The 22,950-nt window shown below is 39.1% G+C and carries 29 protein-coding genes; 20 read left to right on the top strand and 9 right to left on the bottom strand.

The features are described 5' to 3' along the window. Positions 1 to 757: 757 nt before the first annotated feature. Positions 758 to 955 carry a hypothetical protein gene (locus ACFIQC_RS06970; protein ID WP_375702900.1) on the bottom strand — a complete coding sequence of 66 codons (198 nt, stop codon included), beginning with the start codon at positions 953 to 955 and terminating at the stop codon, positions 758 to 760. Between the two features lie 58 nt (positions 956 to 1,013). On the opposite strand from ACFIQC_RS06970, the gene ACFIQC_RS06975 reads away from it, so the two are divergent. Next, positions 1,014 to 1,241 (top strand): hypothetical protein, encoded by a 228-nt coding sequence (locus ACFIQC_RS06975; RefSeq protein ID WP_375706932.1) that lies wholly within the window; start codon positions 1,014 to 1,016, stop codon positions 1,239 to 1,241. A gap of 429 nt (positions 1,242 to 1,670) precedes the next feature. On the opposite strand, the gene ACFIQC_RS06980 is transcribed toward ACFIQC_RS06975, so the two are convergent. The 8 genes from ACFIQC_RS06980 to ACFIQC_RS07015 form a co-directional block, all read right to left on the bottom strand. Then, positions 1,671 to 1,883, bottom strand: coding sequence for a hypothetical protein (locus ACFIQC_RS06980; protein ID WP_375636886.1), 213 nt, complete (start codon positions 1,881 to 1,883; stop codon positions 1,671 to 1,673). Further along, positions 1,876 to 2,088 (bottom strand): hypothetical protein, encoded by a 213-nt coding sequence (locus tag ACFIQC_RS06985; RefSeq protein WP_273790903.1) that lies wholly within the window; start codon positions 2,086 to 2,088, stop codon positions 1,876 to 1,878. Before ACFIQC_RS06985 ends, ACFIQC_RS06980 begins: the two co-directional genes overlap by 8 nt. Further along, on the bottom strand, positions 2,012 to 2,248 hold the full coding sequence (locus ACFIQC_RS06990; protein ID WP_273790902.1) for a hypothetical protein: 237 nt from the start codon (positions 2,246 to 2,248) through the stop codon (positions 2,012 to 2,014). The genes ACFIQC_RS06985 and ACFIQC_RS06990 overlap by 77 nt, the downstream gene beginning before the upstream one ends. Further along, the gene (locus tag ACFIQC_RS06995; protein WP_375630096.1) at positions 2,245 to 2,907 is read right to left on the bottom strand and encodes a lysozyme; all 663 of its coding nucleotides are present in this window, start codon (positions 2,905 to 2,907) and stop codon (positions 2,245 to 2,247) included. Before ACFIQC_RS06995 ends, ACFIQC_RS06990 begins: the two co-directional genes overlap by 4 nt. A 710-nt stretch (positions 2,908 to 3,617) precedes the next feature. Then, positions 3,618 to 4,544 carry a YopJ/AvrA family T3SS effector serine/threonine acetyltransferase gene (locus tag ACFIQC_RS07000; RefSeq protein WP_375706933.1) on the bottom strand — a complete coding sequence of 309 codons (927 nt, stop codon included), beginning with the start codon at positions 4,542 to 4,544 and terminating at the stop codon, positions 3,618 to 3,620. A 325-nt stretch (positions 4,545 to 4,869) separates the two neighbouring features. Further along, on the bottom strand, positions 4,870 to 5,796 hold the full coding sequence (locus ACFIQC_RS07005) for a YopJ/AvrA family T3SS effector serine/threonine acetyltransferase (protein ID WP_375706934.1): 927 nt from the start codon (positions 5,794 to 5,796) through the stop codon (positions 4,870 to 4,872). 325 nt (positions 5,797 to 6,121) lie between these two features. Further along, entirely contained in the window at positions 6,122 to 7,066 is a 945-nt protein-coding gene (locus tag ACFIQC_RS07010; RefSeq protein ID WP_375610230.1) for a YopJ/AvrA family T3SS effector serine/threonine acetyltransferase, read from the bottom strand. A gap of 1,481 nt (positions 7,067 to 8,547) precedes the next feature. Beyond that, entirely contained in the window at positions 8,548 to 9,114 is a 567-nt protein-coding gene (locus ACFIQC_RS07015) for a hypothetical protein (RefSeq protein WP_375621576.1), read from the bottom strand. Between the two features lie 203 nt (positions 9,115 to 9,317). On the opposite strand from ACFIQC_RS07015, the gene ACFIQC_RS07020 reads away from it, so the two are divergent. The 19 genes from ACFIQC_RS07020 (at position 9,318) to ACFIQC_RS07110 (ending at position 22,867) form a co-directional block, all read left to right on the top strand. Next, on the top strand, positions 9,318 to 9,458 hold the full coding sequence (locus ACFIQC_RS07020) for a hypothetical protein (protein ID WP_375693616.1): 141 nt from the start codon (positions 9,318 to 9,320) through the stop codon (positions 9,456 to 9,458). A gap of 1,481 nt (positions 9,459 to 10,939) precedes the next feature. Then, a complete protein-coding gene (locus ACFIQC_RS07025; protein ID WP_375621575.1) occupies positions 10,940 to 11,461 on the top strand; it encodes a hypothetical protein in 522 nt (173 codons plus the stop codon). A gap of 8 nt (positions 11,462 to 11,469) precedes the next feature. Beyond that, positions 11,470 to 12,024, top strand: a complete 555-nt coding sequence (locus tag ACFIQC_RS07030) for a hypothetical protein (RefSeq protein WP_375630092.1) — start codon at positions 11,470 to 11,472, stop codon at positions 12,022 to 12,024. A gap of 48 nt (positions 12,025 to 12,072) precedes the next feature. After that, positions 12,073 to 12,627, top strand: a complete 555-nt coding sequence (locus ACFIQC_RS07035) for a hypothetical protein (protein ID WP_375630091.1) — start codon at positions 12,073 to 12,075, stop codon at positions 12,625 to 12,627. A gap of 1 nt (position 12,628) precedes the next feature. Continuing rightward, complete coding sequence (locus ACFIQC_RS07040) at positions 12,629 to 12,826, top strand: hypothetical protein (RefSeq protein ID WP_375647100.1); 198 nt, start codon at positions 12,629 to 12,631, stop codon at positions 12,824 to 12,826. Positions 12,827 to 12,884: 58 nt separating this feature from the next. Then, complete coding sequence (locus tag ACFIQC_RS07045; RefSeq protein WP_375640892.1) at positions 12,885 to 13,148, top strand: hypothetical protein; 264 nt, start codon at positions 12,885 to 12,887, stop codon at positions 13,146 to 13,148. A gap of 1,016 nt (positions 13,149 to 14,164) precedes the next feature. Further along, entirely contained in the window at positions 14,165 to 14,683 is a 519-nt protein-coding gene (locus ACFIQC_RS07050; RefSeq protein WP_375706935.1) for a hypothetical protein, read from the top strand. An 8-nt stretch (positions 14,684 to 14,691) separates the two neighbouring features. Beyond that, entirely contained in the window at positions 14,692 to 15,243 is a 552-nt protein-coding gene (locus ACFIQC_RS07055) for a hypothetical protein (protein WP_375622855.1), read from the top strand. A 57-nt stretch (positions 15,244 to 15,300) separates the two neighbouring features. Beyond that, complete coding sequence (locus tag ACFIQC_RS07060; protein ID WP_375640890.1) at positions 15,301 to 15,858, top strand: hypothetical protein; 558 nt, start codon at positions 15,301 to 15,303, stop codon at positions 15,856 to 15,858. A gap of 198 nt (positions 15,859 to 16,056) precedes the next feature. Then, positions 16,057 to 16,464 (top strand): hypothetical protein, encoded by a 408-nt coding sequence (locus ACFIQC_RS07065; RefSeq protein WP_375706936.1) that lies wholly within the window; start codon positions 16,057 to 16,059, stop codon positions 16,462 to 16,464. Between the two features lie 566 nt (positions 16,465 to 17,030). Further along, a complete protein-coding gene (locus ACFIQC_RS07070; RefSeq protein WP_375706937.1) occupies positions 17,031 to 17,273 on the top strand; it encodes a hypothetical protein in 243 nt (80 codons plus the stop codon). Between the two features lie 756 nt (positions 17,274 to 18,029). Next, positions 18,030 to 18,386, top strand: coding sequence for a hypothetical protein (locus ACFIQC_RS07075; RefSeq protein ID WP_375621565.1), 357 nt, complete (start codon positions 18,030 to 18,032; stop codon positions 18,384 to 18,386). Between the two features lie 227 nt (positions 18,387 to 18,613). Then, positions 18,614 to 18,979, top strand: a complete 366-nt coding sequence (locus ACFIQC_RS07080; RefSeq protein WP_375706938.1) for a hypothetical protein — start codon at positions 18,614 to 18,616, stop codon at positions 18,977 to 18,979. 230 nt (positions 18,980 to 19,209) lie between these two features. Then, positions 19,210 to 19,575 (top strand): hypothetical protein, encoded by a 366-nt coding sequence (locus ACFIQC_RS07085; protein ID WP_375627744.1) that lies wholly within the window; start codon positions 19,210 to 19,212, stop codon positions 19,573 to 19,575. 28 nt (positions 19,576 to 19,603) lie between these two features. Then, complete coding sequence (locus tag ACFIQC_RS07090) at positions 19,604 to 20,740, top strand: DUF6990 domain-containing protein (protein ID WP_375706948.1); 1,137 nt, start codon at positions 19,604 to 19,606, stop codon at positions 20,738 to 20,740. Positions 20,741 to 20,828: 88 nt separating this feature from the next. Beyond that, positions 20,829 to 21,203 carry a hypothetical protein gene (locus tag ACFIQC_RS07095; protein WP_375689765.1) on the top strand — a complete coding sequence of 125 codons (375 nt, stop codon included), beginning with the start codon at positions 20,829 to 20,831 and terminating at the stop codon, positions 21,201 to 21,203. A 10-nt stretch (positions 21,204 to 21,213) separates the two neighbouring features. Further along, positions 21,214 to 21,777 carry a hypothetical protein gene (locus ACFIQC_RS07100; RefSeq protein ID WP_375706939.1) on the top strand — a complete coding sequence of 188 codons (564 nt, stop codon included), beginning with the start codon at positions 21,214 to 21,216 and terminating at the stop codon, positions 21,775 to 21,777. Positions 21,778 to 21,792: 15 nt separating this feature from the next. Then, positions 21,793 to 21,969, top strand: coding sequence for a hypothetical protein (locus tag ACFIQC_RS07105; RefSeq protein WP_375631929.1), 177 nt, complete (start codon positions 21,793 to 21,795; stop codon positions 21,967 to 21,969). Positions 21,970 to 22,711: 742 nt separating this feature from the next. Further along, the gene (locus tag ACFIQC_RS07110; protein ID WP_375630079.1) at positions 22,712 to 22,867 is read left to right on the top strand and encodes a hypothetical protein; all 156 of its coding nucleotides are present in this window, start codon (positions 22,712 to 22,714) and stop codon (positions 22,865 to 22,867) included. Positions 22,868 to 22,950 lie beyond the last annotated feature (83 nt).

Here is a 22,950-nt window from a genome sequence, read left to right on the forward strand (position 1 = left end):
TACACCAATGCCTCCGATGCCTGCTGGCGGAATGGGTGGAATGGGCGGAATGGATTTCTAAGCTCTTATTCCATAGACGTAATAAAGAAACGGGTCTTCTGTGCCCGTTTTTTTATGCTTTTTCACGTTTCATACAGTTTTTCCTTTTATGATAGTTTCTTTATCGTTCTATTCTCCTCTGGTTGATCTACCGTTATTGTGAATGAATTTCACTCTTAATCCATAGTTTTTTCTCTTGTTTTTATGAAATGTTTCTATTGTGCGGGGATCGTGGTTTCCTTTGAAAATATTGTGCTAATAAAAATATAACTATTTGATTTATAATCATTTATTCATAATACAGTTCTGTTTTTTCATTTCAGGTTTATGCATGCATCGTTAAAAAATCCTGTGTTTGTGCTTCATAAGGTGAGAGGTCACTACGGTTTTTATGAACCAACGCAATCATTAAAAGTCAGTAGTTAAAAAGAGTCAGTAGTTAAGAGTTAGTACCTATTGAGCGTTGGAAAGACAGAGTTGAAAAGAGCATGATGGGGCTGGTTTGTTTTTTATGAATAAGATGCTGGTATTTCAAGCTTTTGCATAGGAGAATAAGCATCTCTCTGTTTCGTTGATCTCTGAAATGGGGAGACTGCCCCATTTCAGAAGCTTAAAGACAAAAGCTAATTTTTCGCCTTGCTCTCATCTTTTCTTCGGTAAGCTCATCACCTAAACTGGAGCCAAACCCATGTTGTTATACTCAAGTTCTGTTTGTTGCCTATATTGTGACAGAAAATTCTTGAGTGGGGAGCAATTTTTGAACTAAGGGGACCATGACAGGTAGCCGAAAAAAATCATGACAAGACAGTAGGCGTGCTTGTTTTAGAATTTTTAATGCTTCTGATGATAAAGGCACGCGAAATTCTGTTGTAGCCTCATGCCTTCTTTTCATATTTTCGAGCCAAGGATTTTCCATATATTCTCTTCAACTTGACCTTTATGCATAGAACATAAGGGAATTGAGAGGGTGGAAATTGAGAGGCAGGGAATTGAGAGGCAGGGAATTGGGAGGGGGAAATTGGGAGGCAGGGTATTGGGAGGCAGGGTATTGGGAGGCAGGGCATTGGGAGGCAGGGTATTGGGAGGCAGGGTATTGGGAGGCAGGGCATTGGGAGGCAGGGCATTGGGAGGCAGGGTATTGGGAGGCAGGGCATTGGGAGGCAGGGCATTGGGAGGCAGGGTATTGGGAGGCAGGGCATTGAGAGGGTGGGAGGAGCCGGCTTGCTTTTTTATTCAACGTAAAGATGAGAGGCTTTATGTAAGGCTACCATTACATTGCTTGTTTATGCGCTTCTTTAAAAGAAATGTCTTTTAATACAAATTCTTGGCAATGTTATTTATGAAGAGTATAAAATCATTTGTATATCAATAGTTTATTAAAAAAATGTATGTTGGTATGATCCTTTTCTTATGTTACCAAAGTTGCTGACTTACGCGTTGGTTAAAAATCTCTCTTCATGCCCTTAAATTCATTTCATGAAAGCGTTTGTGAAGAGCACGACGTTTGTGAGGCGTGTAAAAATTTCTCGTGAGACATGAAAAATCATCAATAAAATCTCCATGTTTTCAAAAAATAACGAATGGCTTTTTATATTTAAAAGATTTAACACGTCTCACGTTTTTTATTTATTTTAGAGCTGAATATTCGATTTTTGTGTAAAAATACTTCCCAGCACATCTACGATCCGTGAAAAATCAAGTGCTAATAAGAAAATGATGAATATAATCCATTTCGTATAGCGTGACATCATTTTTACACTTTTATACGTTGTGATGATTTCTTGTAGGATTTCTTTTTCCTTTTCTGTAAGCTCTGTTTGTTTTTCTGTTTTTTTTCTAGCCATGTTTCCACCCACACAAGCCTTCCCCTTGTTTGTTATGCTTTAAAATATCTCTTGCGAGATTTGAACTGATGATATTGAGATCTTTTTTGTCTAAATAAATGGGCATCCAACCAACGCAAGAAAAAGGCTCATTGATTGTTTTTATCGCGCAACCAGTGAGTAAGAGCAGCGCGTACATCAGCATCACTTTTTTGATTAATTTCATTTTCCACCTCTAGCCGTGTTGTTGATGACTTTAGCGTTTTTTCTATTTGCTTTTGTTGTTCAACCTTCTTTCCAAGAGTGAAAGCTTTTGCTAAAGCGATAAAAAAAGCGGTCAGAGCCGCTCCTGTTATCATCAGATTTTTTTTCAACCACCACATCATAAGCGCTGCTCCCGAAACCGTTTTGCCACAAAGAAAATGCCAACGCAGGCGGCTAAAACCATAATGGTTGCTAATGCCCATTGGATGGGACCATTGCCTGCCAATAAGCCCCCAAGTCCAGAAAAAGAACCAATAATCGGTGTAAGCGCTTCTGCTTTGAAAAATCCCATTGGAGCTTGCGTTTCTACAGTTTGGTAGTTGGGAGAAACATAAGCCCCTTTTGCCCATAATCCCGATTCTGCTGCACGACGGTGCACTAAACCGTGAAGACGTTTTCCTCCTGCTTTAGTCCACTTTTGTAACTCAGAAGGGACGGCTTCATATTCGCCATTATTGAGTTTTTTGAGCAGGGTCGAATTACAAAAAGCCGATGTTCCTATATTATAGCAAAACGATACGAGCGCGGCGAATTGTTCATCCGTTAAAGAAACCGTCACATGTTTTTCAACGGTATTCTCAAACTGTCTTAAATCTTGAGAAAGAACTTCTTCTGCTTGTTTTTCAGTAATGATCATGCCCTTGTGAACGAACGGTTTGCCAGCCGCGCTGGTATGACCATAGCCAATTGTCCACACCCCGATGGCATCTTTATAGGCTTGTAAACGCAATCCTTCCCATTGTTTAATGAGCGCAAGCCCTGCTTTAGATATTTTTCTCATTTGCTTCTCCATAAAATAAAGCCTCACGTTAACGTGAGGCTGGTTGACAGATTAAAAATGAATTTTTTCACGCTTCAAAAACAGAAGAGATGTGAAACTTTTATGAAATCAAAAGGTTGGTTGTGACATCTTAGGGAATGGGGGAATGGTTGGCCAAGAGGGATAATGGCTGGGCAAGTGGAATAATGGTTGGGCAAGAGGAGTAATAGTTGGGCAAGTGGGATAATGGTTGGCCAGTGGGGTAAATAGTTGGCAAAGAGGGGTAAATAGTTGGGCTGGTGTTTTTGATGGAGCCTTCTTGGGGTGCGGGAAGCTGTTGGGTTGATGCACGATAAGTGTGGTCTATTGCGGTTGTTTGGTCGTATGGCATTGATGTGGGGGTGTTTGAGATACGAAGTGGATACTCTCAGAAAAACAAGACATATGCTTTTACTGAAGACGAAAGCATTAAATATTTTATGTATCAAGCGTTTTGCTTATCCAAATAGTCTCATTGTTACACAGAGCTTTGGGCTAACAAGAGCTGTGGAATTTTGATACAATTTTAAGAGGGGCTGGTTTTTATAGGACAATGGTGCTTTTTCTTTAAGAGGAAAGTTGTTGGCTATTTTTGTTTTATGAGCGCAAAAGCTGGTTTGCTTAGAGAAATCTTAGCCGTAAAGTAGCCTCTCTTCGTTCTTTGATGAATAGGAATATGGAAAAAGCCTCACTTACATCGTTAAAGATTTGTATTCAGTGAGCCTTTTTTGGTGGGAGGAAACGGAAACAGTTTTTCCCTCTGTTTCTCTTAAGTTTTTTTCAAATCTCTCCCTCAGGGTTTCGCCTTTTTTGTTGACTGTTTCATGTTCAGCTTCCGGATGGACTTTTAAATATTGTTCTAGACGTCTTCTTCCTTGCGCATGTTTATAAAAAGTGGTTGGAAGATAGGAATCTAACTTTTCAGCAGATAAAGATGAGTTGGGTTCACATAATACACCCTTAACATTATCTTTGTGCAATCTTGCTAATTTATCAGATTCAAGATGAAGCTTTTTGGCAAGGCTTAAGCTGAACATCCCACATTCAGAAGAGCTTCGCTGAATATCCATTTCTGCCGTGGTAAAAGAATAAGGAGGCAGTTGAAGACATTGAAGGGTTTGATTTATTTTTATCCCTAGTTTGCAAGCTGTGATATTCTGAAATGTTGTAGGTTCAAGCATAATCAAAGAGATTTTGTCATCAACTTTTTGATAATCAAGGACGGCAAAGTGGATTTTGCTTCCCGAATTTACTATAAATCGGGCAGATTTTGCGTCGCTCTCAACGACTTCTTTTAGGGCGTGCGAAAACTCTTCTGCTGTAAGAGCCAATTTGAGATTCATTTCTGGATATTTGCTGTTTGCTTTTTCTACGAGAGCCGGCATCAATCTAATATCTGTGTTTTCATAATAAGCGTTAATCCAACGGCCGGTGACAAGATCATCTTCTAAGCCTGTAATAATATCTTTTAATTCGTCAGAACTCGGTGCAACATGTTCTTCTTCTGTTTGGATGGAACTTTGCATCAAACGTGCAATAAGGTCTTCTAAAGATTCATTTGCACCTGCTCCTTCTGGTGTTTGTGAGGAATGAGGGAGGGAAGAATCTTGTGGCTTCATAATCTTAGCCTCTATATTGATGATCGATAAATGATATTATTTCTTCAATTCTGGCTAAACAATGTTTGCAGGAAAGATTTTTATCTAAAAAAAAACAAAGAGATGAAATCATCTTTATTTTAAAAAATTTTGTTACGAAAGACAAAATCCCCTGCTTTTCAGAGTCAAAGGTAAGGTATCTTTTTGTCTTTTAAGAGGTCACGTTGCTTACTGTTTGCATCTTTACCTCAAAAGAAGATTTGCTAACAGCAATTTATGCCTTACCGTAAAGCCGCAGAGCTTCATTCTTTGTGGATGTGGAATATGGCTATGGCCAAAACGCTTATTACATCATTAGAGATTTGTATTCTGTGGCTCTTTTTCTGTGTTGTGAAACGGAAACAGTTTTTCCCTCTGTTGCTACCAAGCTTCTCTCAAACCTCTCGTTTAGGGTTTCGCCTTTTTTGTTTACTTTCTCCTGTGCTGCTTCTGGATTGGCTTTTAGATATTCCCCAAGACGTCTTCTTCCTTGCACGTGTTTGTAAAAAGAGGTTGGAAGATATGTATCTAACTTTTCAGGAGATAGAGGTGTATCTGGTTCACATAATACACCCTTAACATTATCCTTATGCAGTCTTTCTAATTTTTGAGATTCGGTATGAAGCTTTTTAGCGAGCGCTAAGCTGAACATTCCACATTCAGAAGAGCTTCGCTGAATATCCATTTCTACCATGGCAAAAGAACAATTGGGCAACTCATGCGCTTTAAGAGCCAATTGTGTTCTTAATGCCAGCACTGCTGGTTTCATATTGTTGAGTGTTGTAGGTTCAAAAAATATCACGGAGGTTTTGTCATCGATGGTTTGATGATCAATCACTGAAAAATGGATTCCCCTGTCCTTTGTGTGAATAATAAATCTAGAAGATTGAACGCCGTTTTCGATGACTTCTTTGAGTGCAAGGGCAAAGTCGTGAGATGACGCTGCCAATTGAAGACGCATGTCGGGATATTTACGATTTGCCTGATCGACCAAGGCTGGCATTAGTTTAAGGTCTGTACTTGCATAATCAGCTGTGAACCAACGACCCGTTGAGATATCATCCTCTAAACGGGCAATGATACTTTTTAATTCTTCACGATTGAATGGGATATTTTTGCCTTTTTCGCTACTGGGTTGTTCTAAATGTGCAGTAAGAGTGTCTAACGATGCATTTGCACCTGCTCCTTCTGGTGTTTGTGAGGAATGAGGGAGGGAAGAATCTTGTGGCTTCATACTATTAGCCTCCATATTGATAATCGATAGGTGATATTATCTTCTTCAATTCTGGCTAAACAATGTTTGCAGGAAAGATTTTTATCTAAAAAAAACAAAGAGATGAAATCATCTTTATTTTAAAAAATTTTGTTACGAAAGAAAAAATCCCCCGCTTTTCAGAGTCAAAGGTAAGGTATTTTTTTATCTTTTAAGAGATCACGTTGCTTACTGTTTGCATCTTTACCTCAAAAGAAGATTTGCTAACAGCAACTTATATCTTACCGTAAAACCGCAGAGCTTTATTCTTTGTGGATGTGGAATATGGCTATGGCCAAAACGCTTATTACATCATTAGAGATTTGTATTCTGTAGCTCTTTTTCTGTGTTGTGAAACAGAAACAGTTTTTGTCTCTGTTGCTACCAAGCTTCTCTCAAATCTTTCGGTTAGGGTTTCGCCTTTTTTGTTTACTTTCTCCTGTGCTGCTTCTGGATTGGCTTTTAGATATTCCCCAAGACGTCTTCTGCCTTGCACGTGTTTGTATAAACGAGCTGGAAGATATGGATCTAATTTTTCAGCAGGTAAAGGCGTGTCTGGTTCACATAACACACCCTTAATATTATCTTTGTGTAGTCTTTCTAATTTTTGAGCTTCGAGATAAAGCTTTTTGGCAAGGCTTAAGCTGAACATCCCACATTCAGAGGAGCTTCGTTGAATATCCATTTCTACCATGGCAAAATGAATATTCGGAAATTGGTGATGTTCAATGGATTGTCGCGTCCTTAATGCAAGTAGTGCGGGAAGCGTGTCACGCAGTAAGGTCGGTTCAAAAAAGATCAAAGATGTTTTATTATCAATGGTTTGATGATCGACAACCGCAAAATGAATTCCCCTATCCTGTGCGTTAACGATCAGCCTAGAAGATTTTATGCCCTTTTCGAGCGTTTCTTTGAGTGCAAGGGCAAAGCCGTCAGGAGGGCTTGTAAGTTTGAGATTCATCTCTGGATATTTACGATTTGCTTGATCGACCAAGGCTGGCATCATGTACAGATCTAAAATATCATAATAATTTTTGATCCAACTGCCATCGGCATTATGCTTTTCTAAACCGGCAATAATATCTTTTAATTCTGCACGATTAAAAGGGGTGTTTTTTATTTTTTCAATGTTAAGCCGTTCTAAATGTGCAGTAAGAGTGTCTAATGATGCATTTGCATGCGCCCCTTCAGGTGCACTTGCACCTTCTGGGGTTTGTGAGGAATGTGGTGGGGGAGAATCTTGTGGCTTCATAATCTTAGCCTCTATGTTGATGATCGATAAGTGATATTATCTTCTTCAATTCTGGCTAAACAATGTTTTGAAAAACAAGCCTTTGCATCTTGAAAGGTGAGGCGATGAGAGCATAATAATGCTGTTTTCATATTTTTATGCGTGTATTGCTCATCATTGCTGTGATGTATGATATTGGTATTTTATGGGGGGATTATTAGGGCGTTCTATTGAGAGCCCTTATTGAATACCACTTGTTTTGAAAATCTCAAAATTATAGAGTTGTTGGTGATGCAAATTGTGTAATGCAAAAGAAAACAGTCAGAAAAGGACGAAAGATACCTTCAAACCGTAAAGTTTTAAACATTGTCGCGAAACACACTGTTTTATAACAGTTTATAATAACTTATAATAGTCTATGATAATGCGAAAATTTTATGATGAAATCTGGACGCAGAAAACCCCTTGCCGCACCCATCATTAAATACGATTTTTCATATTCTGTCAACCGCAAAACGATTATTTTTCCTCCTTTATCGCGGGAAAAAATCTACAGAAAAAAGCTCATTCATTGGCTATGCAGCAAAATATATTGTTTTAATGGAAAAGTTTTTGATGTGGCAAAAAACATTTTCTCCTTTGAGAAAGGCGGGGACAAGATGAAGGGAGAATTGTGGTTTTGAAATCCGTGGTATTTTATTGATGGAATTGGGAAGGCGGTGGTTGGAAGGTGTTGCGGGGCAAAGCTTTAGGTGTTGGCGATTTGTGGGGGTGATTGGGGCTGTGCTGGCTGTCGTATTAGTGGTGGTGTGATAGGTGTGGAGGGTTATCGGTGCAGTTGTTGATGAGGGAGGAGATTGTTGGTAGGGGCTTTTTCTTTCGTTTAAGGGATGATGCTTTTAATTGTGTCAAAAAATCAACGGGTTGTTTTAATGATAAGCTATTGATTTATAGTGGATATTTTATCGTTATTTATCTTGAATGAGAAACCCAGATTATGCTGAAATAAAAGCCATAGCTCTTGTCCGTCATAAGATCAGGAAAGCCATATAGAATTGTACAAGAAAAGACGTAAAATGACGATAATGAATTGTCTGAAGAGCTAAGGATGTCGCGATATTGGGCGAAGTTTATGATGAGGGTGGTTTGTTACAATGGGGGTAGAGGGGAGAATGTTGCTGTTTTAAAGAGGGGCAAATATTTATCCTGCCCATGCCGTGAATATTGTCCTTTGAGGCATGGATTAAGTGAGGCACTGGTAGGTATAAGGTTAAGTCTCTTTGACAGTTGAAGTATTTTTTTAAAGGGCGTGGTGGATATTTTTAAGCTTGTTTGTTATGCGCTTTAAGCTTGTTAATTCTATGAAAGGGCAAGTTCAGTGGATCTCAAGTGCACCCTGCCAAAGGGGGCCTTTATAAAGGCGCTGGTTGGTTATAAAGAGGCATGTTATAAAAGGAGGGGGAGAATCTTTATCCTGTGAGGGGGAGGAAATGATGGGTGTTTTAGCCAAGGCTCTTTTGGGTAGAACTGTCAAAATGTTTATAAAGGGCATCAAGAATAATACGCAACGAACCAACAAGATTAGGCAGCGGTTGATCTTCTATAACAAGATAGTGTAATGCCGCATGGAAGTTGTGTTGACGATGTAGATATTGTGCTTCTTTAATCGCTTCTTGCATAGCTTCATAGTGTTTCGTTGCTCTTTGGACCCATTGCTTTTTTGCTTTCTCATCTGATGCGCTGTGTGTAAAACCATCATAATAACCGTTTGGTAAACCTTTTGCACATAAATAGTCGTTTCTAATTTGCAAGTATTGTTGCGCCGTGTCATATTGCTCTTTACTGATGCCTGATGAAGCCTCTTTATAGCCAAGCAAACAAAGACGCCCAATATAGGTTCCGACAAGCGGATTTTTCGCTTCTTCGAAGCTTAAACCAAAGTGTTTTGCACGCATTTCAATCGCAGATTGAAGCGCAGATTCGCTGGAATTTTGGGCACGTGAAATACAGCTATTGGGCTCTCGCTTTCCTGTTATTTTCGATCTACCGCGTTTTTTACGTATTTTCATGAACTTAACCATTTGAATGAAAAAGAAACTGTCTGTTGATGGGGGACAGTGATGTAAAAAGCACTTGGCGCAAATATTGGGGGGAGCAAATACTTAAGAGGGGGAAAATACTTAAAAAGAGGAAAATACTGGGGGAGTGAGCAAATACTGGGAAATATCAGCCGTTGCAGATCAAAAAACAAACGATACTAAAGGCGTTTTAAATGCAAAGAAAAGCAACGGTGTGGGGCGAAAAAATCATCTTTAAGGTGGTTTCTTACCTTTTTTATCTTATCCCTATCAGTCTTATCTTCCGCCCCTATCATGCTTATTTTTTTATTGCTAGCGGATTATTTGCTTTTTAAATATTTCTTAACTGTTCTTGAGAGATTGAAGGAAAATTTTTGTCAAATGTGAATGAAAAAATAACAATGGATTTCAAGGGCATGTCATCGTCTTTCTAATAGGAAGTTTTTTCTAATGGGATTATTTGTCTCTTTTTTCACGAGCGCTTTGTGGAAATTTTTCAATTCCACTTTTGAAAGGTCATTGTTTTCTTAAGTTGGAAGCTTTTTATTTGGGTTCTCTTATTTTTTTGTTGTTGGGCGCTTTCCCAAGATATTTGATATACATCACGCTGTTAAGCATACTTTTATCCTTTATAGGAGATATGTTGTCTTCTGTTGAGTGGCAGAGAGCGGCAAAAAGCAAACCTCCGCATTCTATTATAATAGCATAAGATGCCCTATATTTTCAAATAAAATATCGTTTATCGGCTTAAAATAAACTGTGAATGATCTCGCTATTTTGTTTGGTGTATCCTTTATAAGTATCCTTTATAGAGTATAAAATTTTTCGTTTTAATGGATCTCATCATAAGACGAGGGGATGTCGTTTAAAGGACGGAATGCATTATCGAAAGAGGCTGTTTTTATAAGAAGAAAATGCCTTTATAAAAAGATGCTTTTATAAGAGATGCCTTGATGAATGTAGGGGCTATACAAATGTAGGGGCTGTGAGATATTTCATCTTTAATGAAGAATTTTTAAAATGAAGCCTTTTTGATTAAGAAGCTTTCAAATGAGGATTAAGGTTGTTTGTCGCACGTTTTTTATACTGGATAATCGATTGCTTGTTTGACTTTGTTTTGTGTTGCTTTTTAAAGAGCCATGTCTTAGGGCTCTCTTTTGCCCATTTTGCAAGGGTGCTCATGAAGGGTATAACGATAAAGTCCCCAATGAAATCCATATAAAGTTTGAATAATATAAAATCTATTGCACACTTCCATTTTTACGCTTGTAAAGAAGAAAGTCTATAGCATCACACATTTTGCCAGCTCTCATTGTTGAGACAGCCCTTGGCATTTGAGGCGCTTCCTTAGAGGCATTTATCATCCTTTCTTAATGTTTTACTCTATATGGCTCTTTCTGCTTGTAACGCACAAGAGACATGGTTTGGGTTGATTTAATATGGAATAGGTTTGGAATAAGACAATCCTACGGTATTTAGGGTTCTCATTTAATATGAAAAACAATAAATTGTTATAAATCAGCGTATTGTTTGTAAACTTTACACATCAGATATTTCTTAGATTGAATATTTTTGCTTGTTGAGTTTTGTGAAACATTGTCTTTTGAAGTGTGGGTAATAGATAAGAGGATACAATGGCATTTGTGCTTGTAAGGTTTAGGGATTGTATGTTGTCACGTATGAGAAATTTTAAAAATAGACTTAAAGGGGCTTATAGCGCGTGTTTCATGGTGAAAAGAGTGCTAGATAAACCGGTTTTGCTGGTTGCATGTTCTCAAAGAGTGAGTGGGCATGTTAGAAGTGAGAAAATATCCGTATGATCGAAGATAAATCACAACACCAATCTGCCCATAAGGGAAATACGGCTTTTGCGTCACAGCCCGTGTTAAATCAGTGTGCGGTTTTCAAAAAATGGACGGCTCTCTCAAGAAAAGATTACGTCATCATTTTGTGTTTGGCTATCCTCTTGTTGGTGCTTTTTGCCGCGACTGTCTATATGAATCCTTTGGAGTTTTTTCACGTTATATCCAAAGAACAGTTTCAAGCACTGGGACAAATGGAACAAGGAGATCTTCGAAAAATGATTAAGGAGATCTTGAAACAGCCTTTTGAAAATAATCCTGCAATCGTGTTTTTGCGTGACGCGGGATGGAATAGTGTTTGGGCTTTTTTATGTCTCTTGCCGCAAATGATTTTTGGTGTTCTTGTGGTGTTCTTTCCACTCTTTTTTGTCTTTAACGCTATCTCTAAACGGGAGGTGAAGGAAATGATGAAGCTGTGGGATACATTGCCAGAGCAGCAACAGCTAGACAACCAATTTCTCAACAGAACACAATAGGAAAATAAGTGGCTGCTTCTTTTATAAGTACTTTTGTAATTTTGACTACAGTATGGTGGAGTACTGTCATGTTTCTCGGGGAGATCATGATACTTTTTTCTACTCTGATGACAATCTTGGTACTTTATTATTCTTTGATAAAACGGACAATATTGTTGTGTGGGATGCGGCGGAAATTAAAAAAGGGTGCATTACAGAATTTGGGGCATAATCAGAAAGTCAGCATAGGACAAAATACAGTTTGTGCAATAAAGTTCAGCCCCCTTTCTTTTCAAGAATCTTTGGAACTTTCAAGAAAAGATTATTATATCATCTTTTTTCTAGCTTTCATTGTGATTGTGGTTTTCGCAGTTTTGCTCGCTTTTTTTGCTTTTTTTCCAAAATCTGTGATTTTTTTACACAATTATATGCCTCTATTGTTTAAGGTTGGCGTTTTTGGCATGCAGCTGCTGTTTTGGTTTTGTGCGTGTATTGTTGTCGCTTTACCTGTCATTTTAATCTTCCATAGTCTCCTTCATTATGGCGTGAAAAAAACAATAAAGAAATTAGAAATGGTTGCTTGAGAAGAGAATAAAAATGATGATTTCACATCAATGCGATAGGGGAAACACGTGACTATTGTTATAAAATTTTTGGCTTTTTTAGGGTTCACCATCATTGCCATTGTAATGTTTATGGTTATGATCCGGCTTCCTTACCGGTTGATCAAACATATCAGGTTATCTTTTAAACTCTCTCAAGACTTGAAAAAGAGTACAACGCAAAAAAAGCAAGCCATACAACAATTGTGCAATGATCTGGGAGAAATGAAAAGACACAATCTCGCCCATAAGACCCTTGATGCGACAATGCGCTTTCTTAACTTCAAAGAATTTCTGCCTCTTTCTTCAAAAGAATGTAAAATAATCTTTTTTATCTTTATCCTCTTTACTGTTTTGCAATCTGCTTTCTTTGTCGCAAATTTGGTATGGTGGAAGAGCGATATGGTCGGCGTTATCATGCAGCTGTTGAGCATTCTATGGTTTGGGCTTCTTCTCTTTTTTCCGATCATTGGGATCATGTGTATAAAATTAACGAGAAAATTGAACAAAAAACTTCAACAATTGAAAGAAGCAATACAACAACGCGATCAGGCAATTCGTATGAAGAATGGGCGTGGAGGATAAAATGACCAGTAGTCTTATAACATTAATGGCCTTTTCTTTCCTGTTCTTTATGGTCTTAAATGTTTTATTGTGGGTGCCAATCGTTGTCATTTATTACCTGTTTATCAAGCGTGCGCGGTTGTATTGCCGTGTGAAAAAGGAACTGAAATGCGTGCTGAATGAACGCGATATCGCCTTAAAACAGATCTCTCAAAAATAAAAAACAGCTTTCTCTTGTTTGGCAAGACTATAAAAAAATATTCTATCTTTCTACGGTCATGGCGACTGCTCCAATAGTTATAACTGTTGTCGTTAAGATATGGAGAGGGCAGGACTTTGTTTCTCTTGTCGTATTCGAGCCACTGGCATGGCTGCTTGCCTGTACTTTTTTATTCTTACCGATTGTTTTTATTATGCGCTTTATCGTGACCCGTCAGTTGAACAAAATGATACGGCAATTAGAAGAAGAGGTTGAGCAGAAAGGAGCTCCCGTCATATTATACGATGTGAGTGAGGGGAAAGTGAGCGAGGGGAAAAAGTGAAGAGAGGCTTTCGTTGAGCCTTGCTTTTGACTTGTTCATTAAGGAGCATGGGGTGCACTTCTCGTTTTATGCCTTTTTATATTTGTGTCGTGTTTTGAAAAGAATTGAGGCTTTTGCTTGAGTAGGATTCTTGCTTGAGTGCTGAGGGGAAAGTGAAGAGGGGCTGCTCTTGGGTTTCACTTGCTGTTTCTGTTCTCTTAAAGAGAGAAAATCTTGTAACTTATTTTCTTTTTATCAAGCATAAAAATGTGTTTTACCAAGCGATATTGAGAGCGAAAAATCTATACTTAAAGCAAAAGATATTCTGGTGTTTGGGGAAGAAGAGCCCATTTTCTTGCAGGTGGAGAGGTAAGACGCATAGAGAAGATGAGCCAAAAGCACACGTTTTGCTCCATAGAAAGTGTAACAGTGCTTTTAAAGAGCCTGGGGTAGAGGGGGAAATTGAAAGAAAAGAGGGACATCTATTTATTTACGAGACCGTGAAGGACAGTTTCTCTCTCTCTGGATGAAAAAGGTTTTGTGCAATTTGGTTATGGAATTGTGAGAGACGCTGGTATCCATGCGGCGGCTTGCCAAATGATTAATCCTTATCATTTTAGGGCTTTATCATTTTGGGGGGGCCAGATTGACAACGAGGCATTGAGGCAAAGGGGTGGATTTTAAGGCAAAGGGATTGAAATTTCTTGAGGAAGAGGTAAGCGTAGGGCGTGTCGTGTACTTGAGGAAGTTTTCGATGAGGCAATGAATGAGGTTGATCTGGGACTGAGGTTGATCTTGGCCGCGTGCTTGGCTTTCAAGATGGGGGCACCACCTTGGGAAAAGGAGGGGGGTGGCTTGTAAGCGCCTCACGTATAGTGCTTCATGTATAAGCGCGTATAGGGCAAATAAACAAAATACGTAGAGGGGATTTATAGTACTTGCATTACTCTGAGAAGGGTGCTAAGCGAATTTACCGCGCTGGTGGCGTGCTATCAAATATTGAAGAGTGGGAATTTTAGAAGTGGGGGAGTATCCGTATGATCGAAGATAAATCACAACACCAATCTGCCCATAAGGGAGATAAGGCTTTTGTATCGCAGCCAGTGTTGGATCAATCAGAAGCTTTCAAAAAATTGACGGCTCTTTCAACAGGCGATTATATCATCATTTGTTGTTTGGCTATCCTCTTGTTGGTGCTTTTTTCCGCGTCTGCCTATATGGATCCTTTGGAATTTTTTCACGTTATATCCAAAGAACAGCTCCAAGCACTGGGACAAATGAAACAAGAAAGTCTTCAGGAAAGACTTCAGGAAAGTCTTAAACACCCTTTCCAAAATCCTATAATTCAGCATGTTCTTGATGCGGGGTGGAATAGTGTTTGGGCTTTTTTATGTTTCTTACCGCAAATAATTTTTGGCGTTCTTTTTGGTTTTTGTCCGCTCTTTTTTGTCTTTAACGCCGTATTTAAACGGGATGTGAAGGAAATGATGCTACAATGGGAAACCTTGCCAGAGCAGCAACAGCTAGACAATCAATCTCTTAACAGAAGACAATAGGGGGAAAAGTGAGTGCTTCTTTAATCATTGGAATGTTGATTGCCGTAGGAACGGCAATTTTTATTTGTTCTGCAATTTTTATGGTATTCCTTTCTACCGTGGTGACAATCGTTGCACTTTATTATTCGTTGATAAAACGGACAATCTTGTTATTGGTGACGCAGCGAAAATTAAAAAAGGGTGCAGCGCAGAATTTAGGGCATTATCAGGTAGAGGGTAGAGGACAGAGGACAGTTCTTGCAACACAGTTGCGTGCCTTTTCTTTTCAAGAATCTTTGCTTCTCTCAAAAAAAGATTATTTTATGATCTTTTCTATCGCCTTCGTTATGGTTGCACTTTGCACAGGTTTTGTCGTTTTTTCAGCTTTTCTTCCAAAATCTGCGGTTTTTTTGCACAATTACGTGCCTATGATAGTGCTTCACATTATTGATTTTGTCATGCGACTGCTGTTTTGGGTCTGGACATGTATTGTTGTTTCTTTACCTGTCATTTTAATTCTCCATAGTCTCCTTCAGTATGGCGTGCAAGAAACAGTAAAGGAATTAGAAACATTTGTTTGAGCAGAGAATAAAAATGATGATTTCACATCAATGCGATAGGGAAAAAAAGGGAGCATTATGATGCAGCATTTGGCTTTTTTAGGGTTCATTATCATTGCCATTTTAATGGTTATGGTTATGGTCAGGTTTCCTTACCTGTTGATCAAATATATCAGGTTATCTTTTAAACTCGCTCAAGGCTTGAAAAAGAGTACGACGCAACAAAAACACGCCATACAACAATTGCGCAATGATCTGGGAGAAATGAAAAGACACAATCTCGCCCATAAGACCCTTGATGCGAAAATGCGCTTTCTTAACTTCAAAGAATCTCTGCCTTTTTATTCAAAAGAATGTAAAATAATCTTTTTTATCCTTATTCTCTTTTCTGTTTTGCAATCTGCTTTCTCTATTGCAAATTTTGTATGGTGGAAAAATGATAGTGTTGCCTTTATCATGCAGCTGTTGAGCCTTATATGGTTAGGGGTTCTTCTCTTTTCTCCGATCATTGGGATCATGTGCATAAAGTTAACAAGAAAATTGAACAAAATACTTCCACAATTGGAAGAAGCGATACAACAACGCGATCAGGCAATGCGTATGCAGAATGTGGAAGGGGGACAAAATGACGAGTAGTCTTATAACATTAATAGCCATTTCTTTCCTGTGTTTTACGCTCTTAAGTGTTTTAATATGGGCGCCAATCGTTGTCATTTATTACCTGTTTATCAAGCGTGCGCGGTTGTATTGTCGCGTGAAAAAGGAACTGAAATGCGTGCTGAATGAACGCGATATCGCCTTAAAACAGAACTCCCCAAAATAAAAAGCAGCAGAATGTTTGATAAAAAACAGCTTTCTCTTGTTTGGCAAGACTATAAAAAAATATTCTATCTTTCTACAGTCATGGCGACTGCTCCAATAGTTATAACTGCTGTCGTTAAGATATGGAGAGGGCAGGACTTTGTTTCTCTTGTCGTATTCGAGCCACTGGCATGGATGCTTGCCTGTACTTTTTTATTCTTACCGATTGTTTTTATTATGCGTTTTATCGTGACACGTCAGTTGAACAAAATGATACGGCAATTAGAAGAAGAGGTTGAGCAGAAAGGAGCTCCCGTCATATTATACGATGTGAGTGAGGGGAAAGTGAGCGAGGGGAAAGTGAGCGAGGGGAAAGTGAGCGAGGGGAAAGTGAGCGAGGGGAAAATGAGCGAGGGGAAAATGAGCGAGGGGAAAAAGTGAAGAGAGGCTTTTGTTGAGCCTTGCTTTTGACTTGTTCATTAAGGAGCATGGGGTGCACTTCTCGTTTTATGCCTTTTTATATTTGTGTCGTGTTTTTTTAAAGAATTGAGGCTCTTGCTTGAGTTGGTGCTCTTGCTTGAGTGCTGAGAGGAAAGTGAAGAGAGGCTTTCGTTGAGCCTTGCTTTTGACTTGTTCATTAAGGAGCATGGGGTGCACTTCTCGTTTTATGCCTTTTTATATTTGTGTCGTGTTTTGAAAAGAATTGAGGCTTTTGCTTGAGTAGGATTCTTGCTTGAGTGCTGAGGGGAAAGTGAAGAGGGGCTGCTCTTGGGTTTCACTTGCTGTTTCTGTTCTCTTAAAGAGAGAAAATCTTGTAACTTATTTTCTTTTTATCAAGCATAAAAATGTGTTTTACCAAGCGATATTGAGAGCGAAAAATCTATACTTAAAGCAAAAGATATTCTGGTGTTTGGGGAAAAAAAGCCCATTTTCTTGCAGGTGGAGAGGCAAGACGCATAGAGAAGGTGAGCCAAAAGCACACGTTTTGCTCCATAGCAAGTGTAACAGTGCTTTTAAAGAGCTTGGGGTGGAGGGGGAAAATTGAAAGAAAAGAGGGACATCTATTTATTTACGAGACCGTTATTTATTTACGAGACCGTGAAGGACAGTTTCTCTCTCTGGATGAAAAAGGTTTTGTGCAATTTGGTTATGGAATTGTGAGAGGCGCTGGTATTCATGCGGCGGCTTGCCAAATGATTAATCCTTATCATTTTAGGGCTTTATCATTTTTGGGGGGGGGGCCAGATTGACAACGAGGCATTGAGGCAAAGGGGTGGATTTTAAGGCAAAGGGATTGAAATTTTTTGAGGAAGAGGTAAGCGTAAGGCATTTATGCTGTGTACTTGAGGAAGTTTTCGATGAGGCAATGACTGAGGTTTGATCTGGGACTGAGGTTGATCTTGTCCGCGTGCTTGGCTTTCAATAGAACACCCTTCCTTGGGAAAAGGAAATTGTGCTATCTCTCAAGTGGCTTCTTCTTTACTTGCACACCCTTGCGGCTTTGGTATTGAGGGCTGATGTTAACATTTGGCAGCTTTCTCATAAAAGCTTTATGGAAGATGAAAGTTTGGGTTTTGAAAAAAAATATCGAAAAAATCTATTTGGGCCGGTTTTGTTGATGATTTAAATCGTCATAAAGACAAAGCAACTTCGTTACGATTTTCTTGCACTCGTTTGCTTCTTCTTTGGAAAGCAGCTTATCTTCCTGAAAATAAAAAGAGCACTTAGAATTTTAGAGTCAGAGACCCAAATTTGTGCAATAGAAGAAGATATTTTTATGAAAATTTGATCGAGGAGAAAAGAGAAGCCTTAAGATAATAGGGGGTACACTGTGAGTGATGAAAACATGATGTTTGAAGTTGATGAAAAAAAAGCACCCCTGATATTGTCTTTATAAAAAATGAGGGATACAAGCGCTTGATATTGATGAACCCTCATTCATTGTGAGGACGAAAGCTTCGGTTCATGAAAATGGCTTAAAAATTGAGACAAATGAGGGGTAAAAAATGAGGGGCAATGGAAAAAATGCACCATTGGATGAAGAGTTACGGTCTTTTTCGCTGGAAGAAGCGTTTTTGACACGCAAAAATTATAAAGTCATCTTTTGCATTGCTTTCATTGTGTCAGCTTTTATAATGGCATTCTTTATGTTTTTTAAGTGGGATTTGACAGGGTGGTGGAATTATATCCTGTTCATTTTAACATTAATATTGGTTTTTATATCAGCGCTTCTTTTTGTACTTATTCCTGTTGCCTTTGTGGTCCGTATCATCTTTACGCGTTTGTTGAAAAAAAAGATCGATAAGTTGGATCAAGAAATCTGGCAGAGAAGAAAAACGGCTTACCAACAAAACAGCGTGTGAAGGGAGGGCAGAAAATGAATACTGGTCTTTATATATTCTCATGCGTTGTAGGAGAGACCTTCTATTCGTGCGATGTTTGAAGGTGATGAAAAAATGCACCCTTGATATTGTCTTTATAAAAGATGAGGGATACAAGCGTTTGATATTGATGAACTCTCATTCATTGTGAGGACGAAAGCTTCGGTTCATGAAAATGGCTTAGAAATTGAAACAAATGAGGGATAAAAATGAGGGGCAATGGAAAAAATTCACTATTGGATAAAGAACCACGGTCTTTTTCGCTGGAAGAAGCGTTTTTGACAAGCAAAAATTATAAAGTCATCTTTTGCATTGCTTTCATTGTGGCAGCTTTAAGAACGGCTCTTCTCTTCTTACTCATGTGGCTTGAGTGGAAGTTGGCGGGGTGGGAAGGGGATGTTATAACAGTTCTCTTTTGCATCGTGCAGGTTATATTAGATTTAATTTTTGTACTCATTCCTGTTGCCTTTGTGGTCCGTATCATCTTTACGCGTTTGTTGAAAAAAAAGATCGATATGTTGGATCAAGAAATCTGGCAGCGAAGAAAAACCGCTTCTCAACAAAACAGCGCGTGAAGGGCGGGCAGAAAATGAATACTGGTCTTTATATATTCTCATGCGTTGTAGGAGAGACCTTCTATTCGTGCGATGTTTGAAGGTGATGGAAAAAAATGCACCCTTGATATTGTCTTTATAAAAGATGAGGGATACAAGCGCTTGATATTGATGAACTCTCATTCATTGTGAGGACGAAAGCTTCGGTTCATGAAAATGGCTTGAAAATTGAAACAAATGAGGGATAAAAAATGAGGGGCAATGGAAAAAATTCACCATTGGATAAAGAACCACGGACTTTTGCGCTTGAAGAAGCGTTTCTGACACGCAAAAATTATAAAGTCATCTTTTGTATTGCTTTCATTGTGGCAGCTTTAAGAATGGCTCTTCGCTTCGTACCCATGTTGCTTGGGTGGAAGTTGGCGGAGTGGGAAGGGGATGTCGTGGCAGCTCTCTCGTTAATTATGGAGCTTATATCATGGTTTATTTTTTTGTTCATCCCTGTTGCCTTTGTGGTTCGTATCATTTTCACGGTTCTGTTGAAAGAAAAGATCGATATGTTGGAGCAAGCAATCTGGAAGCGGAGAAAAACCGCTTCTCAACAAAACAGCGCATGAAGGGGCGGAGAAAATGATAGATATTAAAATGATGGATATTATTGTTGTACTCTCGTGGGGTATGGGCTTGACGCTTTTCACGCTGCTTTCTGCTGTGGTCATGATGTTTATTTGGGCATTGTATTACTCTACTTTCAAGCGGGTGAGACTGTATTGCCAAGTGACAAAAGAATTAAGCCGCGTGCTTGAACAACCTGTCGCTTTTGAGCCGTCTAGTGGAGCAATGCCGATGATTAAGCTGTTATCTGAGGAAAAAGAGTTTTCTCTTTCTGATGAAGAAATCTTAACGATGGAAAGTGCAACGGCGCTTTTAAAGAGTTTGGGGTGGAAGGTGGAAATTGAAGGAAAAGGAGATCATTTGGCCACCTATTATTTACCAGATCGTGAAGTGCAGTTTCTTTATAATGCTGAGAAGGGGTATCCGCGATTTGATTGTGCAATTGCGGTGGTTTCTGGTATCCATGCGGCGGCTTGCCAAACGATAGACCCTTATAATTCTGGAGGCTTGATTGCTCTTGAATTGAGTTTTGATGTGAAGGGGTTGGAAATTTTTGAAGAAAAGGTAAGCGTTGGATGTTTACGTCGTGCACTCGAGAAAGCTTTAGATGAGGCAATGACTGAGGTTGATCTTGGCAAGATGCTTCACTCTCAATATAGAATCCTGCCTTGGGAAAACAAAACGGTGGTCCCTCGGTTGGCTTCTTATTCCCTGCGTTATCTTGCGGCTCTGGCTTTGATGGGCGATGTTGAAACCTTACACTCTTATCACAAAAGCTTTATAGAAGGTGAGAAGCTGGGCTTTGAGGCAAGCATTGAAGAAGAGCATCTGGAACGCGCAATGGTGATCGCTCAGGCGGTAGAAAAGACAAAGCAACCCAGTTACGATTTGCTTCAACAGGCGGCAAAGGATTTTTCCATGGAGGTAGAAAGCTATGAATATTTTAGAGCTACAGATCCCAATTTGTGCAATAGAAGAAGAGATTCTTATGAAAAATTGATCGAGGAAAAAAGACAAGAATTAAGGCAACAGGGATATTTTGTTTATGAAAAGGACGCGATTTGTGAGGTTGATGGAAAAAACTATCGTCCTCATATTCTTTACATAAAGGATGGGGAGTTAGAATATATGGATGTAGAAATTAGGATTGATGAAAAAATTTATTGAGAAAAATAAAGAGTTTAGATAATTTAAAAAGAGCTTAAACCTAAAAATAATGCGTAAAAAGCGCGAAGCGTAAAAGCAGAGGGGAACAATGCAGGAGAAAAAAGCAACATTTGAAGAGTCTTTCTTTTCATTTAGAAAATTTATGGTGTCTTCAGTGGAAATGCGTAAAGGGGTGGGACGGTGTAAAATAATAGGGCACCGCTTTTTTATCATGTTTTGTACATGCCTTATCATGATGGCTTTAGAAGTTCCTGCGGGTGCAAAGTCTCTGGTACAGCCGTTGCAATGGACAAGATGGGAAGGAATTGGTTCTCTTATTTTTCTCTTACCAGTGTTGATATGGTTTTGTCTTCTCACACCCCTTTCTATTTTGTGGGGGATTTGTCGTTTTAAAGAGCGTAAATTGGAAAAAATAAAGAAAAAACTAAAAGAAAAAATAAAGCAGCAAGAGATTAATCAATGAGGTTATACGCATGAGGAGTGAGATCGCGGTTTTTATTTTTTTTCTGCCGATTGGATGTTTTTTTCTAAATGCAGTTACAGTTTTTGCCATTTTTGTGAATATGATTATTGTGGCGCCTTATTATTCTTTAATCAAGCGTTTGAGGCTCTATTACAGAGTGAAAAAACAAAGAGGTTTGATGAAAGAACAGCCGCAGCATTTTTGTTTCTTTGAAAAAAGCGGAAAAGAAAAAGAGAGAGTGCCGCAAAACTTAACACTAGAAACACAGATAAGTTTCTATTCGTTAAAAAAATGGCTCGCTTTTTCACGCAAAGATTATATCCTCCACGCATGCCTTTCTTTCATCATTATGTTTTTCAAAGCTTATGTCTATGTGATTTTCTTTAAAGAGATAGATGAGATCAGATTTGAATATTTTGTCATTCTCTTGCTTTTCTGGTTTTTTTTATCGGTATGTATTTTTACAACGATCCCTGTTGTTGTGATCCTTCGTGAAATTTTAACCCATCGATTGAAAAAGAAGATTCAGCAGTTGGAAGAAGTGACTGAAGCAACCCAATCAATCAATTTATAAAGGGAAGGGGATAAAATGCATTACGAAATGGCGGCAGCTTGGACGGTGATTTTGATCATTCTGCTGGGGGGTGTTTTTAATTTTTTCTTAACAATACCCATTGTGGCACTGTATATTTCTTTTATCAAGCGTTTGATCTCGTATTACAAGGTTACCAAACAATTAAACGCAGCGCTGAAAAAGCGCATGTAGTGCTCGTGTCATGGGGGGAGGCATAAGTTTTAGATCATGCCATTGCTTCACGGCTTGGGAGGACGGCATCGATTGTTTTTCTCATTTTACGCTGATCTCTGGGGGAAAAGGGCTGATGATGGCAATGAATAGGCTGGTGATAGGTTTGTAATAGGCTTGTATAGGCTTTAATGGGGCGGTTTATCGGCAGTTTGCTTGTTTTCTGTGAATTTGCAAAATCGTAAAAACGTGGAACTGTAAAAGGGTGTGTGGTTGCTCAAGAGCTGTGACGGTTGTGGGGCGGTTGGGGAGAAGAGGGTGCCAATGGGGGAATGGAGGGCATTGGGGGAAAAGGGCTGATGGCAATGAATAGGCTGATGATAGGTTTGTAATAGGCTTGTATAGGCTTTAATGGGGCGGTTTATCGGCAGTTTTGTTGTTTTCTGTGAATTTGCAAAATCGTAAAAACGTGTAACTGTAATAGGGGGTGTGGTTGGTCAAGAGCCGTGATGGTTGTGGGGAGGATATGGGGTAAAGAGGGTGCCAATGGAGGCGTAAAGGTTGGATTGTGCAATGCGTCAAAATTGGAATGTGGGAATGGGGGAATGTGGGAATGGAGGGCGTTGGGGGAAAAGGGCTGATGGCAATGAATAGGCTGGTGATAGGTTTGTAATAGGCTTGTATAGGCTTTAATGGGGCGGTTTATCGGCAGTTTGCTTGTTTTCTGTAAATTTTCAAAATCGTAAAAACGTGAAACTGTAAAATGGTGTGTGATTGGTCAAGAGCCGTGAGGGTTGTGGGGCGGTTGGGGAGAAAAGGTGCCAATGGAGGATGGTTGGATTGTGCAATGCGTCAAAATTGGAATGTGGGAAGTGGGAATGGAGGGCGTTGGGGGAAAAGGGTTGATGGCAATGAATAGGCTGATGATAGGTTTGTAATAGGCTTGTATAGGCTTTAATGGGGCGGTTTATCGGCAGTTTGCTTGTTTTCTGTGAATTTTTA

The sequence above is a fragment of the Bartonella sp. AA126HLJHH genome, assembly GCF_042197425.1.
GTDB lineage: Bacteria > Pseudomonadota > Alphaproteobacteria > Rhizobiales > Rhizobiaceae > Bartonella.

Coding starts and splice junctions, on each gene's coding strand:
- ACFIQC_RS07085 (WP_375627744.1), top strand. CDS start 19,210: ATGAGGGGCAATGGAAAAAATTCACCATTGGATAAAGAACCACGGACT.
- ACFIQC_RS07075 (WP_375621565.1), top strand. CDS start 18,030: ATGAGGGGCAATGGAAAAAATGCACCATTGGATGAAGAGTTACGGTCT.
- ACFIQC_RS07040 (WP_375647100.1), top strand. CDS start 12,629: ATGACCAGTAGTCTTATAACATTAATGGCCTTTTCTTTCCTGTTCTTT.
- ACFIQC_RS07020 (WP_375693616.1), top strand. CDS start 9,318: ATGCAAAGAAAAGCAACGGTGTGGGGCGAAAAAATCATCTTTAAGGTG.
- ACFIQC_RS07090 (WP_375706948.1), top strand. CDS start 19,604: ATGATGGATATTATTGTTGTACTCTCGTGGGGTATGGGCTTGACGCTT.
- ACFIQC_RS07095 (WP_375689765.1), top strand. CDS start 20,829: ATGCAGGAGAAAAAAGCAACATTTGAAGAGTCTTTCTTTTCATTTAGA.
- ACFIQC_RS07080 (WP_375706938.1), top strand. CDS start 18,614: ATGAGGGGCAATGGAAAAAATTCACTATTGGATAAAGAACCACGGTCT.
- ACFIQC_RS06985 (WP_273790903.1), bottom strand. CDS start 2,088: ATGAAATTAATCAAAAAAGTGATGCTGATGTACGCGCTGCTCTTACTC.
- ACFIQC_RS07025 (WP_375621575.1), top strand. CDS start 10,940: ATGATCGAAGATAAATCACAACACCAATCTGCCCATAAGGGAAATACG.
- ACFIQC_RS07045 (WP_375640892.1), top strand. CDS start 12,885: ATGGCGACTGCTCCAATAGTTATAACTGTTGTCGTTAAGATATGGAGA.
- ACFIQC_RS07015 (WP_375621576.1), bottom strand. CDS start 9,114: ATGAAAATACGTAAAAAACGCGGTAGATCGAAAATAACAGGAAAGCGA.
- ACFIQC_RS07060 (WP_375640890.1), top strand. CDS start 15,301: ATGATGCAGCATTTGGCTTTTTTAGGGTTCATTATCATTGCCATTTTA.
- ACFIQC_RS07050 (WP_375706935.1), top strand. CDS start 14,165: ATGATCGAAGATAAATCACAACACCAATCTGCCCATAAGGGAGATAAG.
- ACFIQC_RS06990 (WP_273790902.1), bottom strand. CDS start 2,248: ATGATGTGGTGGTTGAAAAAAAATCTGATGATAACAGGAGCGGCTCTG.
- ACFIQC_RS07065 (WP_375706936.1), top strand. CDS start 16,057: ATGTTTGATAAAAAACAGCTTTCTCTTGTTTGGCAAGACTATAAAAAA.
- ACFIQC_RS07005 (WP_375706934.1), bottom strand. CDS start 5,796: ATGAAGCCACAAGATTCTTCCCTCCCTCATTCCTCACAAACACCAGAA.
- ACFIQC_RS07110 (WP_375630079.1), top strand. CDS start 22,712: ATGGTGTGTGATTGGTCAAGAGCCGTGAGGGTTGTGGGGCGGTTGGGG.
- ACFIQC_RS07100 (WP_375706939.1), top strand. CDS start 21,214: ATGAGGAGTGAGATCGCGGTTTTTATTTTTTTTCTGCCGATTGGATGT.
- ACFIQC_RS06970 (WP_375702900.1), bottom strand. CDS start 955: ATGGAAAATCCTTGGCTCGAAAATATGAAAAGAAGGCATGAGGCTACA.
- ACFIQC_RS07010 (WP_375610230.1), bottom strand. CDS start 7,066: ATGAAGCCACAAGATTCTCCCCCACCACATTCCTCACAAACCCCAGAA.
- ACFIQC_RS07105 (WP_375631929.1), top strand. CDS start 21,793: ATGCATTACGAAATGGCGGCAGCTTGGACGGTGATTTTGATCATTCTG.
- ACFIQC_RS07000 (WP_375706933.1), bottom strand. CDS start 4,544: ATGAAGCCACAAGATTCTTCCCTCCCTCATTCCTCACAAACACCAGAA.
- ACFIQC_RS06995 (WP_375630096.1), bottom strand. CDS start 2,907: ATGAGAAAAATATCTAAAGCAGGGCTTGCGCTCATTAAACAATGGGAA.
- ACFIQC_RS06980 (WP_375636886.1), bottom strand. CDS start 1,883: ATGGCTAGAAAAAAAACAGAAAAACAAACAGAGCTTACAGAAAAGGAA.